Source organism: uncultured Thiocystis sp. (assembly GCF_903866365.1).
GTDB lineage: Bacteria > Pseudomonadota > Gammaproteobacteria > Chromatiales > Chromatiaceae > Chromatium.
Genome location: NZ_CAIPNF010000267.1, coordinates 56,099 through 78,247 on the forward strand (window position 1 = coordinate 56,099; position 22,149 = coordinate 78,247).

19 protein-coding genes are annotated in these 22,149 nt (G+C 60.2%); 9 read left to right on the forward strand and 10 right to left on the reverse strand.

The window, feature by feature from the left end; all coding sequences use genetic code 11:
• The first annotated feature begins 71 nt into the window (after nucleotides 1-71).
• The 9 genes from gspG (at nucleotide 72) to gspD (ending at nucleotide 7,787) form a co-directional block, all read left to right on the forward strand.
• Nucleotides 72-491, forward strand: coding sequence for a type II secretion system major pseudopilin GspG (gspG, locus tag QZY07_RS14935; protein WP_295404307.1), 420 nt, complete (start codon nucleotides 72-74; stop codon nucleotides 489-491).
• Between the two features lie 63 nt (nucleotides 492-554).
• Nucleotides 555-1,037: a GspH/FimT family pseudopilin gene (locus tag QZY07_RS14940; RefSeq protein WP_295404310.1), complete on the forward strand. Its 483-nt coding sequence runs from the start codon at nucleotides 555-557 to the stop codon at nucleotides 1,035-1,037.
• Nucleotides 1,034-1,450 (forward strand): type II secretion system protein, encoded by a 417-nt coding sequence (locus QZY07_RS14945; RefSeq protein WP_295404313.1) that lies wholly within the window; start codon nucleotides 1,034-1,036, stop codon nucleotides 1,448-1,450. The genes QZY07_RS14940 and QZY07_RS14945 overlap by 4 nt, the downstream gene beginning before the upstream one ends.
• Nucleotides 1,451-1,462: 12 nt before the next feature.
• Nucleotides 1,463-2,170 (forward strand): prepilin-type N-terminal cleavage/methylation domain-containing protein, encoded by a 708-nt coding sequence (locus QZY07_RS14950; protein ID WP_295404316.1) that lies wholly within the window; start codon nucleotides 1,463-1,465, stop codon nucleotides 2,168-2,170.
• A complete protein-coding gene (locus QZY07_RS14955; RefSeq protein WP_295404319.1) occupies nucleotides 2,170-3,120 on the forward strand; it encodes a type II secretion system protein GspK in 951 nt (316 codons plus the stop codon). Before QZY07_RS14950 ends, QZY07_RS14955 begins: the two co-directional genes overlap by 1 nt.
• A gap of 144 nt (nucleotides 3,121-3,264) precedes the next feature.
• Nucleotides 3,265-4,365 carry a PilN domain-containing protein gene (locus QZY07_RS14960; RefSeq protein WP_295404323.1) on the forward strand — a complete coding sequence of 367 codons (1,101 nt, stop codon included), beginning with the start codon at nucleotides 3,265-3,267 and terminating at the stop codon, nucleotides 4,363-4,365.
• Nucleotides 4,365-4,976: a type II secretion system protein GspM gene (gene gspM, locus QZY07_RS14965; RefSeq protein ID WP_295404326.1), complete on the forward strand. Its 612-nt coding sequence runs from the start codon at nucleotides 4,365-4,367 to the stop codon at nucleotides 4,974-4,976. The genes QZY07_RS14960 and gspM overlap by 1 nt, the downstream gene beginning before the upstream one ends.
• Complete coding sequence (locus QZY07_RS14970; protein WP_295404329.1) at nucleotides 4,973-5,554, forward strand: type II secretion system protein N; 582 nt, start codon at nucleotides 4,973-4,975, stop codon at nucleotides 5,552-5,554. The genes gspM and QZY07_RS14970 overlap by 4 nt, the downstream gene beginning before the upstream one ends.
• 34 nt (nucleotides 5,555-5,588) lie before the next feature.
• Complete coding sequence (gene gspD, locus QZY07_RS14975; protein WP_295404332.1) at nucleotides 5,589-7,787, forward strand: type II secretion system secretin GspD; 2,199 nt, start codon at nucleotides 5,589-5,591, stop codon at nucleotides 7,785-7,787.
• On the opposite strand, the gene QZY07_RS14980 is transcribed toward gspD, so the two are convergent.
• The 10 genes from QZY07_RS14980 to QZY07_RS15025 form a co-directional block, all read right to left on the reverse strand.
• Nucleotides 7,784-8,839 (reverse strand): PilT/PilU family type 4a pilus ATPase, encoded by a 1,056-nt coding sequence (locus tag QZY07_RS14980; RefSeq protein WP_295404335.1) that lies wholly within the window; start codon nucleotides 8,837-8,839, stop codon nucleotides 7,784-7,786. The genes gspD and QZY07_RS14980 overlap by 4 nt on opposite strands.
• 26 nt (nucleotides 8,840-8,865) lie before the next feature.
• Entirely contained in the window at nucleotides 8,866-10,116 is a 1,251-nt protein-coding gene (locus tag QZY07_RS14985; protein WP_295404338.1) for a PilT/PilU family type 4a pilus ATPase, read from the reverse strand.
• Between the two features lie 135 nt (nucleotides 10,117-10,251).
• The gene (locus QZY07_RS14990) at nucleotides 10,252-10,683 is read right to left on the reverse strand and encodes a DUF29 domain-containing protein (RefSeq protein WP_295404341.1); all 432 of its coding nucleotides are present in this window, start codon (nucleotides 10,681-10,683) and stop codon (nucleotides 10,252-10,254) included.
• Between the two features lie 236 nt (nucleotides 10,684-10,919).
• Nucleotides 10,920-12,386, reverse strand: a complete 1,467-nt coding sequence (locus tag QZY07_RS14995) for a glutamate synthase subunit beta (protein WP_295404344.1) — start codon at nucleotides 12,384-12,386, stop codon at nucleotides 10,920-10,922.
• The gene (gene gltB, locus QZY07_RS15000) at nucleotides 12,379-17,034 is read right to left on the reverse strand and encodes a glutamate synthase large subunit (protein ID WP_295404347.1); all 4,656 of its coding nucleotides are present in this window, start codon (nucleotides 17,032-17,034) and stop codon (nucleotides 12,379-12,381) included. Before gltB ends, QZY07_RS14995 begins: the two co-directional genes overlap by 8 nt.
• Nucleotides 17,035-17,123: 89 nt before the next feature.
• Nucleotides 17,124-17,312, reverse strand: a complete 189-nt coding sequence (locus QZY07_RS15005; protein ID WP_295404349.1) for a type II toxin-antitoxin system HicA family toxin — start codon at nucleotides 17,310-17,312, stop codon at nucleotides 17,124-17,126.
• Nucleotides 17,293-17,532, reverse strand: coding sequence for a type II toxin-antitoxin system HicB family antitoxin (locus QZY07_RS15010; protein WP_295404352.1), 240 nt, complete (start codon nucleotides 17,530-17,532; stop codon nucleotides 17,293-17,295). Before QZY07_RS15010 ends, QZY07_RS15005 begins: the two co-directional genes overlap by 20 nt.
• 348 nt (nucleotides 17,533-17,880) lie before the next feature.
• Nucleotides 17,881-18,960 carry a 3-dehydroquinate synthase gene (gene aroB / locus QZY07_RS15015; protein ID WP_295404354.1) on the reverse strand — a complete coding sequence of 360 codons (1,080 nt, stop codon included), beginning with the start codon at nucleotides 18,958-18,960 and terminating at the stop codon, nucleotides 17,881-17,883.
• A gap of 17 nt (nucleotides 18,961-18,977) precedes the next feature.
• Nucleotides 18,978-19,502: a shikimate kinase AroK gene (aroK, locus tag QZY07_RS15020; protein ID WP_295404357.1), complete on the reverse strand. Its 525-nt coding sequence runs from the start codon at nucleotides 19,500-19,502 to the stop codon at nucleotides 18,978-18,980.
• A gap of 275 nt (nucleotides 19,503-19,777) precedes the next feature.
• Nucleotides 19,778-22,138 carry a type IV pilus secretin PilQ gene (locus QZY07_RS15025; protein ID WP_295404360.1) on the reverse strand — a complete coding sequence of 787 codons (2,361 nt, stop codon included), beginning with the start codon at nucleotides 22,136-22,138 and terminating at the stop codon, nucleotides 19,778-19,780.
• Nucleotides 22,139-22,149: the final 11 nt, after the last annotated feature.

Consider the following 22,149-nt stretch of genomic DNA (forward strand, 5'->3'; position numbering starts at 1 on the left):
CACTCCACCCTTGCGTCCTAAAATACCCGCGCGCAATCAATCAGACCAAGCACGGGAATCGAGGTATCCAGATGCATTCAATCAACTCCAGACATCGCCGCGGCTTCACGCTGGTCGAACTGCTCGTCGTTCTTGCCATCCTCGGGCTGCTCGCCGGGCTGGTTGGCCCACAGGTGATGAAGTTTCTCGGCAGTTCCAAGACCAAGACGGCCAAGCTCCAGATCGAAGACCTTGCGGCCACGCTCGATCTGTACCGGCTGGAGCTTGGCTATTATCCCAGTGACATCAAGGCGCTGGTCGAAAAGCCCGGCGATGTGCCGAACTGGAATGGACCTTATCTGAAAAAAGGCGATATCCCGAAAGACCCCTGGGGCTTCGAATACCAATACCGCTATCCAGGAGAAAACGGCAGTTTCGACATCTGGTCGCTCGGCGCCGACAATCGAGATGGCGGCGAAGGCGAGAACGCCGATATCCGCAACTGGGAATAGTGTGTCGCATCGCTAGATCTATCCAGAGCGAAGTCAAAGGGTGCCGCGCAACCCATCAATGCCATGTTAATCACACGACCTGCCATCGCGTTTTCACGCACCCGGCATGCTGGTTTCACTCTCGTCGAACTGCTGGTGGTGCTCGCCATCGCCGCGCTCATGATGACGGCGGTTCCCTCGCTGTTTTCCGCCTCGTTTCCAGGGCTTGAAATGAAGTCGGCGGCACGCCGCACCGCCGCGACCCTGCGACTGGCAAGGGAATCCGCCATTCGCCGGGGAACCGATACCGAGTTGCTGATCGACGTGGATGCGCACCGACTCGATCTCCAGGGCTATCGCAGCTTCAGGTTTCCGACGCGGCTGACGATCCAATTGGAGACGGCCAGTCGCGAGATGCTGGATGATCGGCGGGGTGTCATCCGCTTTTTCCCGGATGGAAGCTCGACCGGCGGGCGCATCATCGTGGAAAATCAGGGGCATGGCTACCAGATCGGGGTGATCTGGCTGACTGGACGCATCGAGCTGGCACCCTGGGAGGCGCCTTGAACATCCACTGTCAGCGTGGCTTCTCGCTGCTGGAGGTCTTGGTGGCCTTCGCGATCCTGGCCATCACGCTGGGCGTGCTCATGGAAATCTTTTCCCGCGCGAGTCTGGCCGCCATCGTCTCGTCCCGGTACAGTCAAGCGGCATCGCTCGTCGAGTCAAAGCTCGCCGCTGCCGGTGTCGAGGTGCCATTGGAGGAGGGCTCTTTCGCGGGCGAGACCGAGGATGGCTTCGCTTGGGAGGTGACCATGGCGCCCTTCGAGATCGCGGATGAAACCATGTCCGCCGGACTTCGCTCAGGACAACTGGAGTTGCCGTCCACTCCATACCGCGTGAATGCGACCGCCCTCTGGCAGGATACCGGTCAAGTTCGCCGCTTGACCGTGTCGACCCTGCGTCTCGGCGAACGTCGCTAGGTGAAGTGTCAAATGCTTCATTCTGCGCGACAAGCGGAACAGATTCGCGGCTTTACCCTGGTCGAGCTCCTGATTGCCCTAGCCATGATCAGCCTGATTACGCTACTGCTGTTTTCAGGACTCCGTCTAGGTTCGCGTGCCTGGGAAAGTATCGATGCCGCCGCCGAACAAGTTGGCGCACTCCGTCTCGCACATGGCTTTTTAAGTCGCACCCTGAGTCAGGCGAGGTTCGTGACCACCATCATCGATGGCGAATCCGTCGTGATTTTTGGCGGAGATGCCCAGCACATCGAATTTACCGCGCCCTTGTCGCAACATGTCGGCGTTTCCGGTCTCTATGTCCTCAGTCTGACACTTGAGGACCATGGAGACTTTCGCGCACTCATGCTGACGCGCTGGCTGTTGCACCCGGAGATCCTGGATGGCGGCGACGAATTCCCACCTTGGGTGCCACTGGGAAAAGATCAGGCCATGTCGATGAACGACCTTCCATCCGAGATGGATGCCGCCGGTGGGGCATTCGGTCGAACCCTGCTGCTTGATCATGTTGACGTTTTCGACATCGCCTACTATGGCATTCGCGATGAAGAGACGGACCCCGACTGGCATCCGGACTGGTTCGATCAATCGAGTTTACCGACCAAAATACGCATCCGTCTGACCACGCTCTCCCGAACATGGCCCGATCTCGTCATCGCCCTTCCCTCACAACCAAGCTGATGACTCACCCGACTCGTCAACGCGGCATTGCCTTGATGCTGGTCATGTGGGTGCTGACCCTGCTCACGGTCATGGCGGTCAGTATGACCGCCGCCCAGCGCACCGAAATCGCGCTCACCGACAATCATGTCGCGGAAACCCGTTTTCGAGTCATGAGCGATGCCGCGATCGCGTATACGGCCTTACAGTTCATGTCCCTCGACTCCGCTCCGGACGAACCGCCGCCGCTCGAGGATGACGAAGAGGCGCAAACGTCCGTTTGGCGACCGAATGGCTCGCCTCGAATCTGGCATTTCGCGGGCGCGGAGATGACGATCGCGGTCTTTAACGAACTGTCTCGGATCAATCTGAATCAGGCCGAGCCGGCACTGCTTGCCACCCTGCTGAAGGTTCTTCAGGCACCCGAGGATCAAGCGGAACCGCTAGCAGCCGCCATCGTCGACTGGCGTGACGAGGACGATCTCGTGCAGCTTAACGGCGCGGAAGATGACGACTATCAAAACGCAGGGATCGCTTTCGGTGCTAAGGATGAACCCTTTATCGTCGTCGAGGAATTACGCCAGGTTCTCGGGATGACCCAGGATATCTACCGGCGGCTGGCTCCAGAGGTTACCCTTGAAGGCGAGGGAGAAGACCTGGTCGTCGAGTTTGCTTCCCCTGCCGTCCTTGCCGCGACTCAGGGACTCTCGCTGGAAGATGCTCAACTTCAGATTGCCGAGCGGGACTTGACGACCGTTCCCGGCGCGAGAGAACCCCTGACACTGGATCGTGGCGGACCGATCTATCGCATCCAGGTGACCGAGCAATTGAGCGGGCGGCAGGGGCGTCGGATGGAGGCGCTGATGGAACTGATGCCTGGTCAGCAACCGCCTTATCTGGTTCACTGGCGGCGTTTCGGACTCGATTCCGAAGCGCCATCCAATCCGTCATTGGAGTCAGAGAGTGGTTAAACAGCGTCTACCCGGACGGTCCTGTATGCTGGCGCACAAAACCGAGCGATCGCAACGATACCGGGCACGGTTTAGATCATTGCGAGCACTCGCGATCCATCGCCAAAACCCTGTTTAAGCTCTGTTTGGAGCCGCATCCCGCTCATGACGCTCACCGATCGTTTGAACCGCCTTCTCCAGGGTCTGCCCCGAACGGGGCCTGACGCTCCCGAAGGGCTACAGGATCTCCTGGAGCGACTTGCGGTTTGCCTGCCGACGTTTGTCAGGCAAGCTCTCGCGAGTCGCCATCGGCGTCTGATTGTCGAGGTTGATGACACAACAGGGCATTTATTACTAGCGACCGGTCAGGCACAAGAGGCGATCGGAGAATTCGATCTCAACGCCACCACGACGCTGCCTGGCGTTGTCGATGAGCGAGGCAGGGACCATGGACATACGACGGTGCTTTTGCTGCCCCAGGATGCCATTCTGACCAGGACCGTCTCGTTTCCCGCTCAGGTGCGGAGCAATCTGCATCAGGTACTGCAACACGAGCTGGATCGTCTTTCGCCCTTTCAGCCACATGAAGTGGTCTTCGACTACACGCTGCGCCCCGGCTCCAAGCAAGCCAACCGTTTGACCCTCGACCTGGCGCTTTGCCGACGCGATCATCTTGAGGGCTGGATCAAACGCATGGCCGATGCAGGCTCACCGATTGACCGGATCAGTTGGCGGGGCGCCTGGCCGCGCGCCAATCTGATGCCAGTGCAGGAACGTCCAAGCCGCCGCAAGAATGCATTCGGCATGAACGGTGTATTGGCCATCATGACGATCCTGTTGGCCTTGAGCATTCTACTGACTCCGGTGTGGCAGAAGAACCGCATCGCCCAAGCATTGGAGACGGAGGTGCGCAACACCCGTACCCAAGCCGTTGCCGTGGATGAATTGCGACAGGAGCTGGAACAGGCCCGCCGGGGCAGCACTGCGGTTCTCCAACAGAAGTGGGATCAACCGCCGATTTTGAAAATGCTGCGCGAACTGACGGACCGTCTTCCCGATGACACCTGGATCCAGAGTTTTGAATACAATCAGGGCCAGGTCGATCTGCGCGGCGAATCGGGACAGGCAACGGCCCTGATCGCTATCCTCGAACAGGCGCCCGGCATTGATGGCGTCTCGTTCAAGTCCCCGGTCACGCAAATCGCCCGCACCGGCAGTGAACGCTTCAATATTTCTTTCCGTTTTACCAACCAGGGGGAAGATTGATGCCAAATCCTTCTCCAAAAATCTTTTGCGCACTCGTCTGGATTGTGGTGGTCATGGTTCCGCTAACGCTTCTCGCGGGCATCCTGATTCCATGGGCGGACGAGCTTGCGAGTCTGGACCAACGCATGGCGACCAGCGAAGAACAACTGACCCGTTATCGGCGGTTGGTACAAACGCTACCCAGCCTCAAAGACGAACTGGAACGCGTGCGGAAAAACGAAGCCTTTAAAGAATTTTATTTCAAGGCGCCAACACCCTCTCTCGCCGGGGCTCAACTCCAAAGCCAGGTTCAGGAAATCGTCATGGCCGCCAAGGGCCGGTTAGTCAGTACCCAACTGCTTCCGGAAGATAAAAACCAGGATCCGCCAAGAGTGCGTGTTCGCACCCAGATTCAGGGCACGACCGAGGCGCTGCTCGATGTGCTGCTGCAGATCGAACAAGCCCGACCCTTCCTCTTTGTCGAACAGATCTCGGTACGTTCCTCGGCGCGCCCGCAGCTTCCGACGCAGAATGCACGTGGGATGATGCGTCGCGCACCGACGAATCCGGCCGGAGAATTGACGGTCAGACTGGATATCTTTGGCTTTGCGCTCGCTGGAGGTGACACTTGACAAAGGCGCTGCCTGGCATGTTCGCGTTAGCGCTGCTAGCGCTCCTGATCCTGCAGTGGAAGGATTGGCCTCCACCGCCTTCGAGTATTGACCTCGATGAGACATCGGCCACGGACGCAGGAGCGGTCACAGAAGCGGGGCAGGATCCCCTGGCCAACTTAAAACCGCCCGACGACAGAGACAATTTCGCGAGTATCACCGAGCGCCCGCTGTTCCGGCCTGACCGAAAACCTGAGCCGCCCCCTGACGAAACGCCAGCGGCAACGACTGATCCAGGGACGAACGTTGAATTGGATACCCTGGATTTGAGTGCCGTGATGCTCACGCCGACGCTCGCCTCCGCCTGGGTGAAGGATCCCAGTCAACCAAAACTGCAACGCCTGCGCATTGGTGACGATCTCGAAGGGTGGTCTGTCCGCGACATTCTGGACGACCGTGTCCTATTGGAGCGACAGGGTGAAGAGTATGCGCTAATATTGCGCGACTATAGCAAAGCAACTCCAGCAGCACCGACGCCAATCCCGCGACGCCCAGTCAGGGCGCCAGCACGCGCGGAACCCCCAGTCATTGATCGATAGGTCGTGATGCGGCGACCGTCAATATCGAGGCCCAATGTACTCCAACACTTACCATCTCCGCCGAATCCAGGACGGACGCTGGCTGCGAGCAATCGTGCTGGTCGGCTTTGCACTTTACCTGAGCGCATGCGAACGCAGTTATTGGGATCCCACCGTCAAGGTTGGCGATCCGGGCGGACACATCGTCGATCGCGATCAGTCGCTCAAGCGGGATGCATTCAAAGAACGCGGCGGGACGGGCGCCGAGACCATCGCGCTTGGCGGTGACGACGCTGGAGCACCGAAGACCGTCGATTCGCTGCAAAGAGGATCTGGCACCTTTGTCCGCAAGATCACGCCACCCAGCGTCGATACCACGCCCGGCGATGTAACCCTGAACTTCGACGGCACCGATATCCGCGAGGTCGTCAAGGTCATTTTAGGAGATTTGCTGAAGGTCAACTATGTCCTTCACCCATCGGTTCAGGGGGTTACCTCCTTGCAGACAGGACGGCCATTAAGGCGCGAGCATCTCATTCCGACCCTCGAAACCTTGTTGCGGATGAATAATGCGGCGATCGTCTTTCGCGATGGCACCTACGAAGTGGTGCCAGTCGCCAATGCCATCCAAGGCAAGGTGGTTCCACAGCTTGGCGAATCAACGCGAGCGCTTCCCCAGGGCTACAGCATTCAGGTCGTCCCGCTGCGCTATATTGGCGCCGAGGAAATGAGTAGTATCCTTCAACCATTAGCGCCGGAAGGCAGCGTCATTCGAATCGATAATCTGCGTAACCTGGTGGTGATCGCAGGAACCAGTCCCGAGATGGGAAATCTGCTCGATACCATTCGGGTCTTCGATGTGGATTGGATGTCCGGTCTCTCGGTTGGTTTTTTTGTCCTTGAATTCGCCAAAGCCAACGAAGTCGTGACACAACTTCAAAGCTTGCTGGCCGACGAGGGCGGAAACAATCCGCTCAAGGGGCTTTTCCGGTTCGTGCCGATCGAAAGCGCGAATGCGCTCCTCGTCGTCTCGCCCCAAGAGCGCTACATCCAACAGGCCCGCAATTGGATCGAACGGCTGGATATGGCGGAAGCTAGCGGCGATGCCGCGGAACGTCTGTTTGTCTATCGGGTCAAGCACGGAGACGCTGGGGCGCTTGCCGACATCCTCTCAGAATTGTTCGGAGGCGCGAGCAGTAGCGACCGCAATCGGTCCAAGGGCAGCGTAGCGCCTGGACTCGAGCGTTCGAGCATCGGATCCAAGAAAACAGCGGATGCCACCAATACGGATTCCGAGAGCAATCAATCCAATCAACCCCTGAAAGCTTCATCGCGCGAAATCGAGATGTCATCGAGCGTCAGTATCGTCGCCGATGCAGTCAACAACTCTTTATTGGTCAGATCCAATCCGCGAGATTTCAAGAAAATACTGGATGCATTAAAGCAACTCGATATCGTGCCTCTTCAGGTTCTGGTCGAGGCAACCATTGTCGAAATTACACTCACTGGCAATCTCCAGTACGGCGTCCAATGGGAACTGTTTGGTCCCTCGGTCAAGGGCAAAGCTTTTGCTTCGCTCGACGGCAGTCTCGACGATGCAACCACGGCGGGCATCAAGACCTCGTTTCCCGGATTCAACTGGGCCTTGATCTCAAACCCTGGAACCATCCGCGCCACCTTGAGCGCCTTGGCGGGCGAGAATCTCGTCAATGTCCTGTCTTCCCCATCCGTCATGGTGTTGGACAACCAAACCGCGAAAATACAGGTCGGCCAGGAAGTCCCCGTGGCGACTTCGCAACAGCAAAGCACCTCGACGACGGATCGCGTGATTAACACCATCGAATACCGGGATACCGGAGTGATGCTGTCGGTCAAACCGCGTGTCACTCCGGGCGGGCTTGTCCAGATGGAGATCGAGCAGGAGGTCAGCACGGTAGCGCCAACCAAAAGTTCCACTCTCGATTCGCCGACCTTCCAAACCCGTAACATCACCAGCTCGGTGGCGGTACGTTCCAATCAGGCGGTTGTGCTCGGCGGACTCATCCAGGACCAGCGCACCGATGGCAAGCAAGGCGTTCCGGGGCTCTACAGTCTGCCTTTTGTCGGAGCGCTCTTCGGCGAACGCACCAAGCAGGCCGACCGTACCGAGTTAGTCGTGGTACTGACGCCCAAGGTCATCTCAAGCGACCAGGACATCGAATCGGTCACGGAAGACTTTCGCTCCAAGGTGCGTGGTTTGAATTTCAAGTTCTAACCGAAGTGGATCTTCGCCTCCAGGTTCGGAGCCGAATCTGCGTTGGCGAGGGCCTCTTCCAAGGTAATCGCACCCTCGCGATAGAGTTCCAGGAGCGCTTCGTCGAAGGTCTTGACCCCTTCGTGGCCGCTCTGCTGCATGGCCTCGTTGATCGCGTCGACGCGACCGTCCCGGATGAGATCGGCGATGTGGGGCGTGTTGACCAGCGTCTCGATCGCGGCGCGGCGCGTCCCGGCCTTGGTGCGCACCAGACGTTGCGAGAGGATGGCCCTGAGGTAGATCGACAGATCCATGAACAGGGTTTTGTGCATCTCCTGAGGAAACAGATTGACAATCCGCTCCAAGGCCTGATGCGCGTTGTTCGCATGTAGCGTGGAGACCGCCAGATGGCCGGTTCCCGCCAATTCGATGGCGGCATCCATGGTCTCGCGGTTACGGATTTCGCCGATCAGGATCAAGTCCGGTGCTTCGCGCAGTGCGCTCTTCAGCGCATGGGCATAGCTTTTAGTATCGAGCCCCACCTCGCGCTGACTGACGATGCACTGCTTGTGCGGATGCACGAATTCGATGGGGTCTTCGATCGTGATGATATGCCCCGACGCGCTCGCGTTGCGATGGTCGAGCATGGCCGCCAGCGTCGTGGACTTGCCGGAGCCGGTGGCCCCGACCATGAGGATAATCCCGCGCCGGTTCATGATGAGCTGGGACAGCAGCGGCGGCAGGCCAAGCTCAGTCAGGGTGGGAATCTCGGCGCGAATGTAGCGCAACACCATGGCGGTCTGGCCGCGTTGATAATAGGCATTCACGCGAAAACGGGCGCGCTCCTCCAGGGCGATGGCAAAGTCCAGTTCCCGCTCCTGCTCCAGTTCCCGCAACTGCTGCTCGTCCATCACGGACGCCAGCGCCTCGCGACAGAATGCCGGCGTCAGGACCGTGTCTCCGATGGAGCGGATGACGCCCTCGATCTTGATCTTGACCGGCGCGCCGGCGGTAAAAAAGAGATCCGACGCCTTGTGCCGGATCATCATTTCGAGATAAGGGATGATGTCCATCGGTAACTGTCTGCCTGTTGACCGCGTTATCGTCTCGCCTTCGGTCCGGCCGGATTGACAAGCCCCGCGGGCGGTTCCTCGATCCGGGAGACGGGCAGAGCCTCGCCGAACAAGGTTGAGTCGAAGGCATCCTCTTCCTCGTCTCCAACCATGGTCAAGCCATCCGTCTCGGCGAAGTGGTTCTTGCCGCGTGCCTCCCGACCTTCCAGTTTGATCGCCAGGCGCAGTCCGTTCATGGAATCGGCATTGCGCAGGGCGTCCTCGTAATTGATCTTACCCGCTTCATGAAGGTCGAACAGCGACATATCGAAGGTCTGCATGCCGAGTTCGCGGGATTTTTTCATGATGCCTTTGATGCCGCCGACATCGCCCTTGAAAATCATATCCTGGATTAGCGGCGAATTGATCATGACCTCGACCGCCGCGATACGCCCGCCGTCGGTGCAGGGCAGCAGACGTTGCGAAATGACCGCGTTGAGATTCAGCGAGAGGTCCATCAGCAGCTGACTCCTGCGCTCTTCCGGAAAGAGGTTGATGATGCGATCGAGCGCCTGATTGGCATTGTTCGCATGCAGCGTCGACAGACAGAGATGTCCGGTTTCGGAAAAATTGATCGCGTGCTCCATCGTCTCGCGGGTGCGGATCTCGCCGATCAGGATCACGTCCGGAGCCTGACGCAGGGTGTTGATCAGCGCGGCATCCCAACTCTCGGTATCGACGCCGACCTCGCGCTGGGTGATGAGACAGTTGCGATGCGGATGCACATATTCGACCGGATCCTCGATCGTGATGATGTGGCCATAGCTGTGTTCGTTGCGATGGCCGATCATGGCCGCCAGCGAAGTCGATTTGCCCGATCCCGTCCCGCCGACCAGCAGCAACAGACCGCGCTTGTTCATCACGATCTCTTTCAGGACGTGCGGCAGGTTCAGCTCCTCCAGAGTCGGAATCCCGGCATTGATGGTCCGCAACACCGCGCCGCACAACCCCTGCTGCACGAAGGCATTGACCCGGAAACGGCCGATGTCCTGTGGACTAACCGCGAAATTGCATTCCTTATGCGCGTCGAAGTCGCGCACCTGACGGTCGTTCATGATGGAACGCACCAGGATATTGGTCTGCTCGCCGCTGAGGATCTGGCTGCTCATCGGCGTCATGCGACCGTCGATCTTGCAGGCGGGCGGAAAGCCGGCGGAGATGAAGAGGTCAGAACCTTTTTTGACAACCATCTTGCGCAGACATTCGAGCATGAAATGAGCGGCTTGTTGACGATCCATGGGGCACTCCGGTATTTCTGATTGGCGATTCGCGAACGCCGCGAGGACAGCGAGCGAAACCGGCCCCGTCTCGGCGACGGGGCTCGGTCGTATGATAAGCCCCGGCGACGGATTTGTTGACTCAGGGCGCCGTGCTTAACCAGGCCAGAAATCCGGATCGATCAGTTCGTCGAAGCCCCAGGGACAATCGCGTGGAAATGCCGTTTCGTCCAGGCCGGTTTCGCGGATCGCCATCAGGATCGCATCGCCATAAGCATCGACGATCATTGTCGGCAGCTGCGATTTCAGGCTGGGATTATCCGCCAACAGACGCAACAGATCGCGGCGCTGGACCTTGATGGTGGCACGCCAGGAATTGCCGATCAAAGCCGGCTGGAAACGCCATTTCAGCAGGTGCATGAGCAGAATCGCAAGACGGCTGAAGAGTTCGCGTTTTTCGCGGCGGCCCATGCTCTCGATCTCCTCGGCAATCCGTTCGATGTCCACCGCGCCAAGGTCTCCGGCGCGCAGTAGAGCGGCCTGTCGATTGGTCCAGGCAAAGAAGTCGGATTCGTAGAGTGTCGTCATCACGATCTCCATCACGGTCAAGGTTCAACCTACATCCGGCATTTGGAACCACAAAGGCACAAAGGACGCGAAGAACAACAACGCCTTGCAGTACTGACGACCGTCATCGAGGCAAAACAATGCAATCCTTTGCGTTCTTTGCGGTTCAACAGCTCTATTGAGGTTAAAGCGTATGTCCAATTAACGCAAAGGCGGCCAGATAGCCGCCTTTGGTCATCGCAGAAAACCCGCCGCCCCTATCGTGGCAGACCGGTTGTCCCCATCAGCCACTCGTCAACCGCGCGAGCGCATTGGCGGCCCTCGCGGATGGCCCAGACGACCAGCGACTGACCGCGGCGCATGTCGCCCGCGCTGAACACGCCATCGACCGAGGTGCGGTAGGCGTTCGGTCCATCCGTCACGCCCTTGACGTTGCCGCGCGCGTCCAGTTCCAATCCCGCCGCGGTCTTCAGTTCATCCAGCATGCCGGCATGCACGGGATGCATGAAACCCATCGCCAGCAGCACCAGATCGGCCTTGAGTTCGCCCTCGCTACCCGGAATCTCCTCCATCTTCCAGCGTCCCTCGGCGTCTTTCTCCCAGCGCACCAGGCAATACTGGAGCGCCACGACCCGACCCTCGGCATCGCCCCGGAAGCCCTTGGTCGCGACATTCCACATCCGCTCGCAACCCTCTTCCTGCGAACTGGAGGTGCGCATCCGGTTCGGCCAGTCGGGCCAGGTCAGCCCTTTGTTCTCTTTCACGGGCGGCCGATCGAGGATCTCGATCTGCGTGACCGAGCGGGCGCCGTGCCGGTTGGAGGTGCCGATGCAGTCCGACCCCGTGTCGCCGCCACCGATGACGACGACATGCTTGCCCTGGGCGCTGATGAAGTCACTGTCGGGCACCGGAGAGCCCTGGACCCGCTTGCTGTTACGGGTCAGGAAGTCCATCGCGAAATGCACCCCGGCGAGTTCGCGCCCCGGCACCGGCAGATCGCGCGGCTGCTCCGAACCGCCAGCAAGAACCACAGCGTCATAATCCGCGCGCAGTTTGCTGACTGGAATCTCGACGCCGATATGCGCGTTGGTATGGAACTCCACCCCCTCGGTGCGCATCTGCGCCATGCGGCGGTCGATCAGCGACTTGCTCAGCTTGAAGTCCGGGATGCCATAGCGCAGCAGTCCACCGATCCGATCGGCCTTCTCAAAGAGCGACACCTGATGACCGGCGCGCGCCAGTTGTTGGGCCGTCGCCAGCCCGGCCGGACCGGAGCCGACCACCGCCACCCGCTTGCCGGTGCGCCGCTCGGGGACTTGAGGCTTGATCCAGCCCTCGGCCCAGGCACGGTCGACGATGGCGCATTCGATGGTCTTGATGGTGACCGGCGTGTCGTCGATGTTCAGGGTACAGGCGGTCTCGCAGGGCGCGGGACAGATGCGTCCGGTGAACTCGGGGAAGTTATTGGTCGAGTGCAGCACCTCGATGGCGGCCTGCCAGTCGCCCCGATACACCAGATCGTTCCAGTCCGGAATGATGTTGTTGACCGGGCAGCCCTGATGACAGAACGGGATGCCGCAATCCATGCAGCGCGCGCCCTGTTCGCGCAATTCCGGCTCGGCGAGCGGAATCACGAACTCGTTGTAATGGACGACCCGGTCGGCGGCCGGCTGATAGCGCCGGTCGCGACGGTCGTATTCCATGAATCCGGTTGGCTTACCCATGATCCACAACCCCCTTCGACGGCTTGATCGTCCGTGGCGGACGGCTTTGATTGGCCTGCATCTCCTGGAGCGCGCGCCGATAATCGACCGGCATCACCTTGACGAACTTGGGCAGAGAGTTCTCCCAATCGGCCAGAATCCGCCGCGCCACCTCCGAGTTAGTGTAGTGCAGATGCTGTTCGATCAGTTGTTTCAGACGCCGCGCGTCGAACCTGCTCATGTCGTGGCTCAAGTCGACGCGCCCGTGGGTCTCCAGATCCCCGCCCTGATGATCGAGCGCCTCCAGCGCCTCATCCTCGCGAGCGATGGGTTCGAGTTCCACCATCGACAGGTTGCAGCGATCCGCGAAGCTACCGTCTCCATTCAGCACATAGGCGATGCCCCCGGACATGCCCGCGGCGAAGTTGCGCCCGGTCGGACCCAGCACCACGGCCACGCCGCCAGTCATGTACTCGCAGCCGTGATCGCCGACCCCCTCGACCACCGCCGTCGCGCCCGAGTTGCGCACGCAGAAGCGCTCGCCGGCGACGCCCCGGAAGTAGCATTCGCCGCCGATGGCGCCGTAGAGCACGGTGTTGCCGACAATGATGTTGTCCTCGGCTCGCTCGATGGCCGACTCGGCCGGGGGATAGATCATAATCCGCCCGCCCGACAGTCCCTTGCCGACATAGTCGTTGCCCTCGCCTTCGAGTTCGACGGTCACCCCGCGCGCCAGCCAGGCACCGAGCGACTGACCGGCGGTGCCTCGGGCCTTGATGTGGATCGTGTCCTCGGGCAGACCGGCGTGACCGTAACGCTCGGCCACCCGACCCGACAGTAGCGCGCCGAAGGTGCGGTTGAAATTGCGGATGGCGATCTCGATCCGTACCGGCTTGCCCTCTTGCAGGGCGGGTTGGGCCTGACGGATCAGCTCATGATCCAGCGCCTGATCGATCCCGTGATCCTGCGTCTCGCGGTTGCGGATCGCAATCTCCGGCCCGACGTGCGGGCGGTGCAGGAGGCGCGAGAAATCCAGCCCCTGTGCCTTCCAGTGGTCGATGGCGCGGCGCATCTCCAGCCGGTCAGACTGGCCGATCATCTCGTCGACGGTGCGGAAACCGAGGCGCGCCATCAGGCGTCGGACTTCCTCGGCGACGAAGAAGAAGTAGTTGATGACGTGTTCTGGCTTGCCGGTGAAACGCTTGCGCAGCTCGGGATCCTGGGTCGCGACACCGACCGGACAGGTGTTGAGATGACACTTGCGCATCATGATGCAGCCCTGGACGATCAGCGGCGCGGTGGCGAAGCCGAATTCGTCCGCCCCCAGCAATGCACCGATGACGACATCGCGACCGGTACGGATGCCGCCATCCACCTGCACCGCGATCCGTCCGCGCAGATTGTTGAGCACCAGGGTCTGATGGGTCTCGGCCAGACCGATTTCCCACGGCGAACCGGCGTGTTTGATCGAGGTCAGCGGACTGGCGCCGGTGCCGCCGTCATACCCCGCGATGGTCACATGATCGGCGTGGGCCTTGGAGACCCCCGCCGCCACCGTGCCGACGCCGATCTCGGAGACCAGCTTGACCGAGATCCGCGCCTTCGGATTGACGTTTTTCAGGTCATGGATGAGCTGCGCCAGATCCTCGATGGAATAGATGTCATGGTGCGGCGGCGGCGAGATCAGACCCACGCCCGGCGTCGAATGACGCACCCGCGCGATCTGGGCGCTGACCTTGTGGCCGGGCAACTGACCGCCCTCGCCCGGCTTGGCGCCCTGGGCGATCTTGATCTGGATGTCGTCGGCATTGACCAGATATTCGGTGGTGACGCCAAACCGCCCGGATGCCACCTGTTTGATGGCCGAGCGTTCCGGATTCGCGCTGCCATCGGCCAGCGGACGATAGCGCTCGGGCTCCTCGCCGCCCTCGCCGGTGTTGGATTTACCGCCGATGGCGTTCATCGCCTTGGCCAGATTCGAGTGCGCCTCGTAGGAGATGGACCCGAAGGACATGGCGCCGGTCGCGAACCGCTTGACGATTTCCTTGGCCGGTTCGACCTCGTCGAGCGGAATCGCCTGTTCGGCGAAACGGAAGTCCATCAGACCCCGAAAGGTCAGCAACCGCTCGGACTGCTCGTCGATGAGCCGGGAGAACTGCGCGAAGGTCTCGGCGTTGTTGGCGCGGGTCGCATGCTGGAGCGTGGAGATGGTCTCGGGCGTCCAGATGTGATCCTCGCCGCGCAGCCGGTAAGCATAGTCGCCGCCGACATCCAGATGCTTGCGATAGATCTGCTCGCCGCCATAGCCCTGCGCGTGCCAGCGCACCGCTTCCCGGGCGACCTGGGCGAGCCCGATGCCTTCCACGGTCGTCGGCGTCCCGGTGAAGTATTGCTTCAGGAAGTCGCTGTTGAGCCCGATCGCGTCGAAGATCTGCGCGCCGCAATAGGACTGGAAGGTGGAGATGCCCATCTTCGACATCACCTTGAGCAGACCCTTGCCGACCGCCTTGATATAGCGGTACTGGGCCTCCTCGAAGGTCAGTTTTTCCGGCAGACGCGGCAGCAGCGACTGGATGCTGTCGAAGGCCAGATAGGGGTTGATCGCCTCGGCGCCATAACCGGCCAGTGCCGCGAAATGATGGACTTCCAGCGCCGAGCCGGTCTCGACCACCAGACCCACGCTGGTGCGCAAACCCTGGCGGATCAGATGATGATGCACCGCCGAGGTGCCCAACAGCGACGGGATCGGAATGTGGTCGCGATTGGTGTTGCGATCCGAGAGAATGAGGATGTTGAAGCCGTCGCGCACCGCCTGTTCCGCCTCGTGGCAGAGCCGGGCGAGCGCGGGTTCCATGCCGTCGGCTCCATCCGGCGCCGGATAGACCATGTGCAGGGTACGGGTGCGGAAGGCCGAGCCCGAGTTGTCCTCGATATGGCGGACCCGCTCCAGATCCTCGTTGGTGAGGACCGGCTGATTGACCTCCAGACGCCAGTGCGTGCCCGCCTCGTTGATCCCGAGCAGGTTGGGACGCGGGCCGATCAGCGACACCAGCGACATCACCAATTCCTCGCGGATCGGGTCGATGGGCGGATTCGTGACCTGGGCGAAGTTCTGCTGAAAGTAGCTCGACAGGTGCTTCGGGCGGCTGGAGAGCACGGACGGCGGATTGTCCGCGCCCATGGAACCGACCGCCTCTTGTCCCGTGACCACCATCGGGGTCAGCAGGAACTTCAGATCCTCCTGCGAGTAGCCGAATGCCTGTTGCGCATCGAGCAGAGTCGCCGCGTCCGGGGCCATCGGCGCCACATCGGTCGGCAGCTCGTCGAGATGGATCTGGGTCTTGGCCAGCCATTCGCCATAGGGCTGCGCGGAGGCCAGTTCGGCCTTGATCTCGGCATCGTCGATGATGCGGCCCTGCTCCAGGTCGATCAGGAACATCTTGCCGGGTTGCAGACGCCATTTCTTGACGATGCGCTCCTCGGCAATGTCGAGCACGCCCATCTCGGAGGCCATGATCACCAGGTCGTCGTTGGTGACCAGATAGCGCGCCGGACGCAGACCGTTGCGGTCGAGCGTCGCGCCGATTTGCCGCCCGTCGGTGAAGGCAAGCGCGGCCGGACCGTCCCAGGGCTCCATCAGGGCGGCGTGATATTCATAGAAGGCGCGTCGCTTGGCGTCCATCAGCTTGTTGCCCGACCAGGCTTCCGGGACCAGCAGCATCATGGCATGGGCCAGCGAATAGCCGCCCATGACCAGCAGTTCCAGCGCATTGTCGAAACAGGCCGAATCCGACTGACCCTCGGGGATCAGCGGCCAGATGCTGTCGAGTTCCTCGCCGATCAGCTCGGAGCGCATCGTGTGACGGCGCGCGGCCATCCAGTTGAGATTGCCGCGCAAGGTGTTGATCTCGCCGTTGTGGCAGATCATGCGAAACGGCTGCGCCAGATTCCAGGTCGGGAAGGTGTTGGTCGAAAACCGCTGATGGACCAGCGCCAGGGCCGAGGCGAAGCGCTCGTCGCTGAGATCCCGATAATAGCGCCCAACCTGATGGGCAAGCAGCATGCCCTTGTAATTGACCGTGCGCGACGACAGCGAGACGACGTAATAGGCGCTCTTGTCGAAACCCGCGCCGCGAATCTCGTTATCCATGCGCTTGCGGATCAGGAAGAGCTTGCGCTCGAAGGCGTCCTGATCGGGACAGTTCTCGCCGCAGGCGACGAAGACCTGACGCACCACGGGCTCGGAGGGCAGCACGCTATACCCGAGGTCGCGGTTGTCGACCGGCACGTCGCGCCAGCCGAGCAAGGTCTGGCCGCCTTCCTGGAAACGTCGGCCGACGGTCTCCTCCATGCTCAGGCGCGCCGACTCGTCCTTCGGAAGAAAGACCATGCCGACGCCATAACTGCCGGCGGGCGGCAATTCAAAATCCACTGCGGCGCGGAAAAAGGCATCGGGAATCTGGACCAGGATACCGGCGCCGTCGCCGGCCTTGGGGTCAGCGCCCACGGCGCCGCGATGGTGCAGACGCTCAAGGATTTCGAGCCCCTGCCGGACGATGGCATGGCTCTTCGCGTTTTTGATGTTGCAGACAAAGCCGACGCCACAGGCGTCATGCTCGTTGGCTGGGTCATAGAGACCCTGTGCGGGAGGAAAGGCACGAAGGCGCATCTCTGACCTCGTTGATACCTGGGTGTAAAAGGTCGCCAAGGATAACGCTTAAGCACGGGGCATACCACAGACGAGCCTGACTTTGCCACTCAGTATTTCGGAGCAAGCCCCGCTTGTTTGCAGAGTTCATTTGCAGTGATGCGGTCGAGTTGCCTGTGTCTTTTGATCGGAATCACTTTTTTGCCATTCGTGAAAATCGAGTGGTTAGCACCTTCCCGCAGCAGGCTGAAACCATTCACTTCAAAATAGTCCACCAACTCACGCCGCTTGACCGACAAGATCCGTCTCCACTGGCACTTGTTCGAGCAACGCGTTCCCAATGGGAATTTCCCGGCCAAGATCCCGATAGGTTAGTACCATCTCGCGCAGAGCATCGCGGAGCATCGCCCGGCATTCTTCGAGATCGTCACCTTCGGAGACCACCTCCGGCCATTCGATCATCTGTCCCATGTATCCCTCGCCAAGACGCGTATATTTTGCCGTATAAGTTTGCAGCATTGCGGTTGACCCTGATGACCATTGAAGAACATTGGTGTAAGAAATGAAGCCGGCAGGACGGACCGGAAATCCGGGGTCTTAGAGTCTGTTTAAAAAGTTTTCCTAATGAGATTAAATGGTTGCGGTTACGCTCTCCACGCGTTTAAGGCACAAACTAGGTTTCCGTCGGTGCCATGTTCAGGAACCATATGTAATTCAATGAGAACTTTTTGAACAGACTCTTAGCGCGTGAAGCCGTTCGTAGTGAGGCCCTCGAACCAAGAACGGCTTCATCTCACCCTAATTCTGCTTTCCGGGCAGAAAAGGCGAAGCGGTCAGACTCCACTGAGAATTGCTGGCCGCGCATGCTCAATGCCCCCAAGCGTGGAGCGTGGCACTCAACACATCGGGGTCGAAATCCCCGGTGACCGCACCCTCGCCAAGCTGGCGTAACAGCACCAGGCGCAGTTGACCGTTCAGCACCTTCTTATCCACCGCCATCAATTCCAGGAAACGCTCCGCGGAGACCTCGGGCGGCGGATCGACGGGCAAACCCGCGCTTGCCACGAGCCGACGCACCCGTTCGAGGTCCGTGTCCGACAGCCAGCCCAGCCGCGCCGACAGATCCGCGGCCATGCACATGCCAACCGCGACCGCCTCGCCATGCAGCCATTGACCGTAGCCCATGCCGGTCTCGATGGCGTGGCCGAAGGTGTGACCGAAATTGAGCAGCGCGCGCTGACCGGCTTCCAGTTCGTCCGCGGCGACAATCTCCGCCTTGATCTCGCAGGAGCGCTGGATGACATGAGACAGTGCGTCCGGCTCCCGAGCGAGGACTTCCGACAGGTGCGCCTCCAGCCAATCCAGGAAGGCCGCGTCGCGGATGAAACCGTATTTGATGACCTCCGCCAGACCGGCGGACAATTCGCGCTGGGGCAGGGTTTCGAGGGTCGCGGTATCGGCGATCACGGCGCGCGGCTGATAAAAGGCGCCGATCATGTTTTTGCCGGCGGGGTGGTTGATCCCGGTCTTCCCCCCGACCGATGAATCCACCTGGGCGAGCAGGGTCGTCGGCACCTGGATAAAGGCCACGCCGCGCTGATAACAAGCCGCCGCGAAACCGGCCATGTCGCCGACCACCCCGCCACCCAGGGCGATCAGCGTGCAGTCGCGTCCAAACCGGGCATCCAGCAGGGCGTCGAAAATCCGATTCCAGACATCGAGCGTCTTGTATTGCTCGCCATCGGGCAGGATCGCCTCGCGCACCTGATACTCGGTCAGGGCCTGCCGGAGACGCTCCAGGTAGAGCGGCGCCACCGTCTCGTTGGTGACGATCATCACCTGAGCGCCCTGGAGGTAGGGTCGATACCGCTCCGGATCCGACAGCAGGCCCGTCCCGATCTGGATGGGATAGGCGCGTGCCCCAAGGGCGACCGTGAGCGTTTTCATGATTGCAATCTCCCCGTTCAGATCTCTTCGGAGGCGAGTCTGCGGCAGATTTCCTTGACCACCGAACTGGTACCCCGTTTCTCGGTGGAGACCACCATGTCGGCGACCTGGCGATAGAGCGGTTCGCGCTCTTCCATGATCTCGCGTAGTTTGGCCAGCGGATCCTCGGTTTCAAGCAAGGGACGGTTGCGATCGCGGGCGGTGCGGGCGTATTGCTGCTCGGGGCTGCAATGCAGATAGATCACCACCCCTCGGGAAGAGAGGTTCTGACGATTCTCCGCGCTCAGGATCGCCCCGCCCCCGGTGGCCAGCACGATCCGTTCTTCGCTCACCAATTCCTCGATGACCTGACGCTCGCGGTTGCGAAAACCTTCCTCGCCCTCGAATTCAAAGATGGTCGGGATATCCACGCCGGTGCGGCGCTGAATCTCCTGATCGCTGTCCTTGAAGGTATACGACAGCGACTCGGAGAGTTGCCGACCGACGGTACTTTTGCCGGCGCCCATGGGGCCGACGATAAATATATTCTGTGCACGCATCATAGCGAACGATATGCCAGATTTTCGGCACGCGAGCAAGGGTGCGGAGCCCATGTCCGCGCGCGTTGGATGGAGGGGCGGGCGTATCTAAGCCTGTCCAGCGACGGATGGATCGGGAGCGGCCGTCAAGGGGTCGCCACTTTGACCATTCTAGCGACATTGATTCAATATGCGGTCGGCATAATCGAAAAAAACGCGCTCTTTTGAAATCGGAATCTTGGCATTCGCGGCGCGGAGCGCCGGAAAAGCCGTGACACCGCTAAGCGGTGTCACGAGAATCAACGTGCCGCAGCAACATCGCCCTTGAGGATCTTGGGTGTGACGAAGATCAGCAGTTCAGAATTATTGTCCTGACGCGCCTCCTGCTTAAACAAGCGACCAAGCACCGGAACGTCGCCGAGCCAGGGCACCTGCTCTTTCGTGAAGGATTTTTCGCGCTCGAAAACACCGCCTAACACGACGGTTTCACCATTATCGACCAGTACATTCGTTTCCACTGCCCTGGTGTTAATCGGCGGCACACCTAATACGCTGTTCGTGTAATCCGGTGAATCCTTGTTCACCTTGAGATCCATAATAATCCGATCATCCGGCGTGATGTGAGGCGTCACGTCCAATTGAAGTACGGCCTCCTTAAAAGCCACTGTGGTATTCCCCTCGCCAGTGGCCTCCTGATAGGGGATCTCCGTTCCGACTTTGATTGTCGCCTGACTTTGGTCTGAGGTAATCACCCTGGGGCTTGAGATGATCTCGCCTCGACCCTCTCGCTGCATCGCTGACAGTTCCAGTTGAAGCAGGTAGGAGCCAACCTTGCCGAGCAGAAAATTCAGAGACCCGGATGGGGTGAAAATCGTATTCGCGGGCAAGTTCGTGATCAGTGTCTGATTACCTGCGGCATCGATCAGCCCAGAGTTATAGGGGGTTCCCGTGTCGGCATTGAGCCCGAATGGTCCTTTATCGAAGCCGCCAACGGCGAGGCTTCCTGGCTGACCGCCGGCAATCAGCAATTCATTATTGTTGATCGAACCCATCGAGCCGGAGACACCAAAACGCACACCCAGGTCACGAACGAAATCGTTGTTCGCGATCACAACTCGAGATTCGATCATGACTTGTCGTACGGGTACGTCGAGCAAACTGACGACGCGTCTGACTTCCTCAAGATTGGCTAATGTATCCTGAACGATCAAAGTGTTGGTCCGCGCGTCGAACGTCACAGATCCACGCGGCGACAAAATCCCCTGATTGGATCCGGACGCACTGTTGGAGGCTTGCTGAACGCCAGAACCACGATTGGCGGAACCGGCCGTCGACCTAGAACCTCCCGCCCGGCTCACCTGTGCCGACATCGATTTCGAGGCTCCCTGCAAAACAGCGGCAATTTCCGAAGCCTTGGCATAATTGATTTGAATATACTCCGTGCGCAGCGGCGCAAGTTCCTCGACTTTTTGCAGCGACTCCATCTGCAATTGTTCCTGCGCGGCAAGCTCCTGGGCAGGCGCGACGATGATGACATTGCCGGTCTGACGCATGGCCAAACCCTTGGTCTTGAGAATGATGTCGAGCGCCTGATCCCAGGGGACATTCTTGAGCCGCAACGTGATGTTGCCCTGCACGCTATCGCTGGCGACCAGATTCATATCGGTAAAATCGGCGAGTACCTGAAGCACCGCCCGCACCTCGATGTCCTGAAAATTCAGGGACAACCGATCGCCTTCGTACACCACCTTCTGCCGCGCCATATCTTCCTTTTCGGTGGGCGTCAGAGGGCGGAAATCCAGGGTAAAGAGTTCGTCGGTCTGGTAGGCCATGTAGTCGAAATCGCCTTCGGTCTGAACCTCGACTTCGACATTGCGCCCGTTGGGACGGGATTCGATGGCGGTGACCGGCGTGGCGAAGTCCATGACATCGAGTCGGCGAAAGAGCCGTTGAGGGAGCGAGGTATCGTGGAGATCGACAAAGACTCGGCTACCCTGTTCGCGCACCGCGACTCTGGTGTCCGAACTCGGCAGTCGGATGACAACCCGACCCTCGCCGCTGGCGCCGCGCCGAAAATCGACATCCCGTAACGCGGGTCCGGAAGCAGCGGACCGCGCGGGATGGGCGCGAGGGTTCCAAGCGGGCTGCGGTTGACTCGTCCGCGTCTCTGTCTGACTGGCGGCGGCTGGCGGCGTCTCGGGCGGCGCGCTGGCGACACTGCCTTGAGTGTTCACCTGAATGGTGACGCGATTGCCTGCCGTGCTGACCTCGTAAGGAACCGAATCGGTCAGATTGAGTACTACACGGGTGCGGTCGCTCGCATCGACCGCGACCAAACTATGCACCGCACCCATGCCGATCGGAACCGACTTGCTGGCAAGCTTGCTGGTCACACCGGGGAAATCCAGCGCGATCCGCGCCGGCGACTCGGTCGAAAAGGTTTCGGGCGCGGCCACGGGTCCGGAGAGGATGAGCTGAATCTCGACACGGTCGCCGGGGAGCGCGGCGAACTGAACATCCGTTAAATCGGCCGCCCCCGCTTGAGTGCCGATGACCAACAGGAGAATCGGAAGGCCGAGGGCATAGGCTCGCGCCGTCATGCGAGCGGACATGATGGGCCAGAGTCTGCCCCCCCGACCTCTGTGAAACAGGCTGATCATCGGTCTTCCCT

Excerpts from the sequence above, each read along its gene's own strand:
- gspG (WP_295404307.1), top strand. The coding sequence starts at position 72 with ATGCATTCAATCAACTCCAGACATCGCCGCGGCTTCACGCTGGTCGAA.
- QZY07_RS14940 (WP_295404310.1), top strand. The coding sequence starts at position 555 with ATGTTAATCACACGACCTGCCATCGCGTTTTCACGCACCCGGCATGCT.
- QZY07_RS14950 (WP_295404316.1), top strand. The coding sequence starts at position 1,463 with ATGCTTCATTCTGCGCGACAAGCGGAACAGATTCGCGGCTTTACCCTG.
- QZY07_RS14955 (WP_295404319.1), top strand. The coding sequence starts at position 2,170 with ATGACTCACCCGACTCGTCAACGCGGCATTGCCTTGATGCTGGTCATG.
- QZY07_RS14960 (WP_295404323.1), top strand. The coding sequence starts at position 3,265 with ATGACGCTCACCGATCGTTTGAACCGCCTTCTCCAGGGTCTGCCCCGA.
- gspM (WP_295404326.1), top strand. The coding sequence starts at position 4,365 with ATGCCAAATCCTTCTCCAAAAATCTTTTGCGCACTCGTCTGGATTGTG.
- gspD (WP_295404332.1), top strand. The coding sequence starts at position 5,589 with ATGTACTCCAACACTTACCATCTCCGCCGAATCCAGGACGGACGCTGG.
- QZY07_RS14980 (WP_295404335.1), bottom strand. The coding sequence starts at position 8,839 with ATGGACATCATCCCTTATCTCGAAATGATGATCCGGCACAAGGCGTCG.
- QZY07_RS14985 (WP_295404338.1), bottom strand. The coding sequence starts at position 10,116 with ATGGATCGTCAACAAGCCGCTCATTTCATGCTCGAATGTCTGCGCAAG.
- QZY07_RS14990 (WP_295404341.1), bottom strand. The coding sequence starts at position 10,683 with ATGACGACACTCTACGAATCCGACTTCTTTGCCTGGACCAATCGACAG.
- QZY07_RS14995 (WP_295404344.1), bottom strand. The coding sequence starts at position 12,386 with ATGGGTAAGCCAACCGGATTCATGGAATACGACCGTCGCGACCGGCGC.
- gltB (WP_295404347.1), bottom strand. The coding sequence starts at position 17,034 with ATGCGCCTTCGTGCCTTTCCTCCCGCACAGGGTCTCTATGACCCAGCC.
- QZY07_RS15010 (WP_295404352.1), bottom strand. The coding sequence starts at position 17,532 with ATGCTGCAAACTTATACGGCAAAATATACGCGTCTTGGCGAGGGATAC.
- aroB (WP_295404354.1), bottom strand. The coding sequence starts at position 18,960 with ATGAAAACGCTCACGGTCGCCCTTGGGGCACGCGCCTATCCCATCCAG.
- aroK (WP_295404357.1), bottom strand. The coding sequence starts at position 19,502 with ATGATGCGTGCACAGAATATATTTATCGTCGGCCCCATGGGCGCCGGC.
- QZY07_RS15025 (WP_295404360.1), bottom strand. The coding sequence starts at position 22,138 with ATGATCAGCCTGTTTCACAGAGGTCGGGGGGGCAGACTCTGGCCCATC.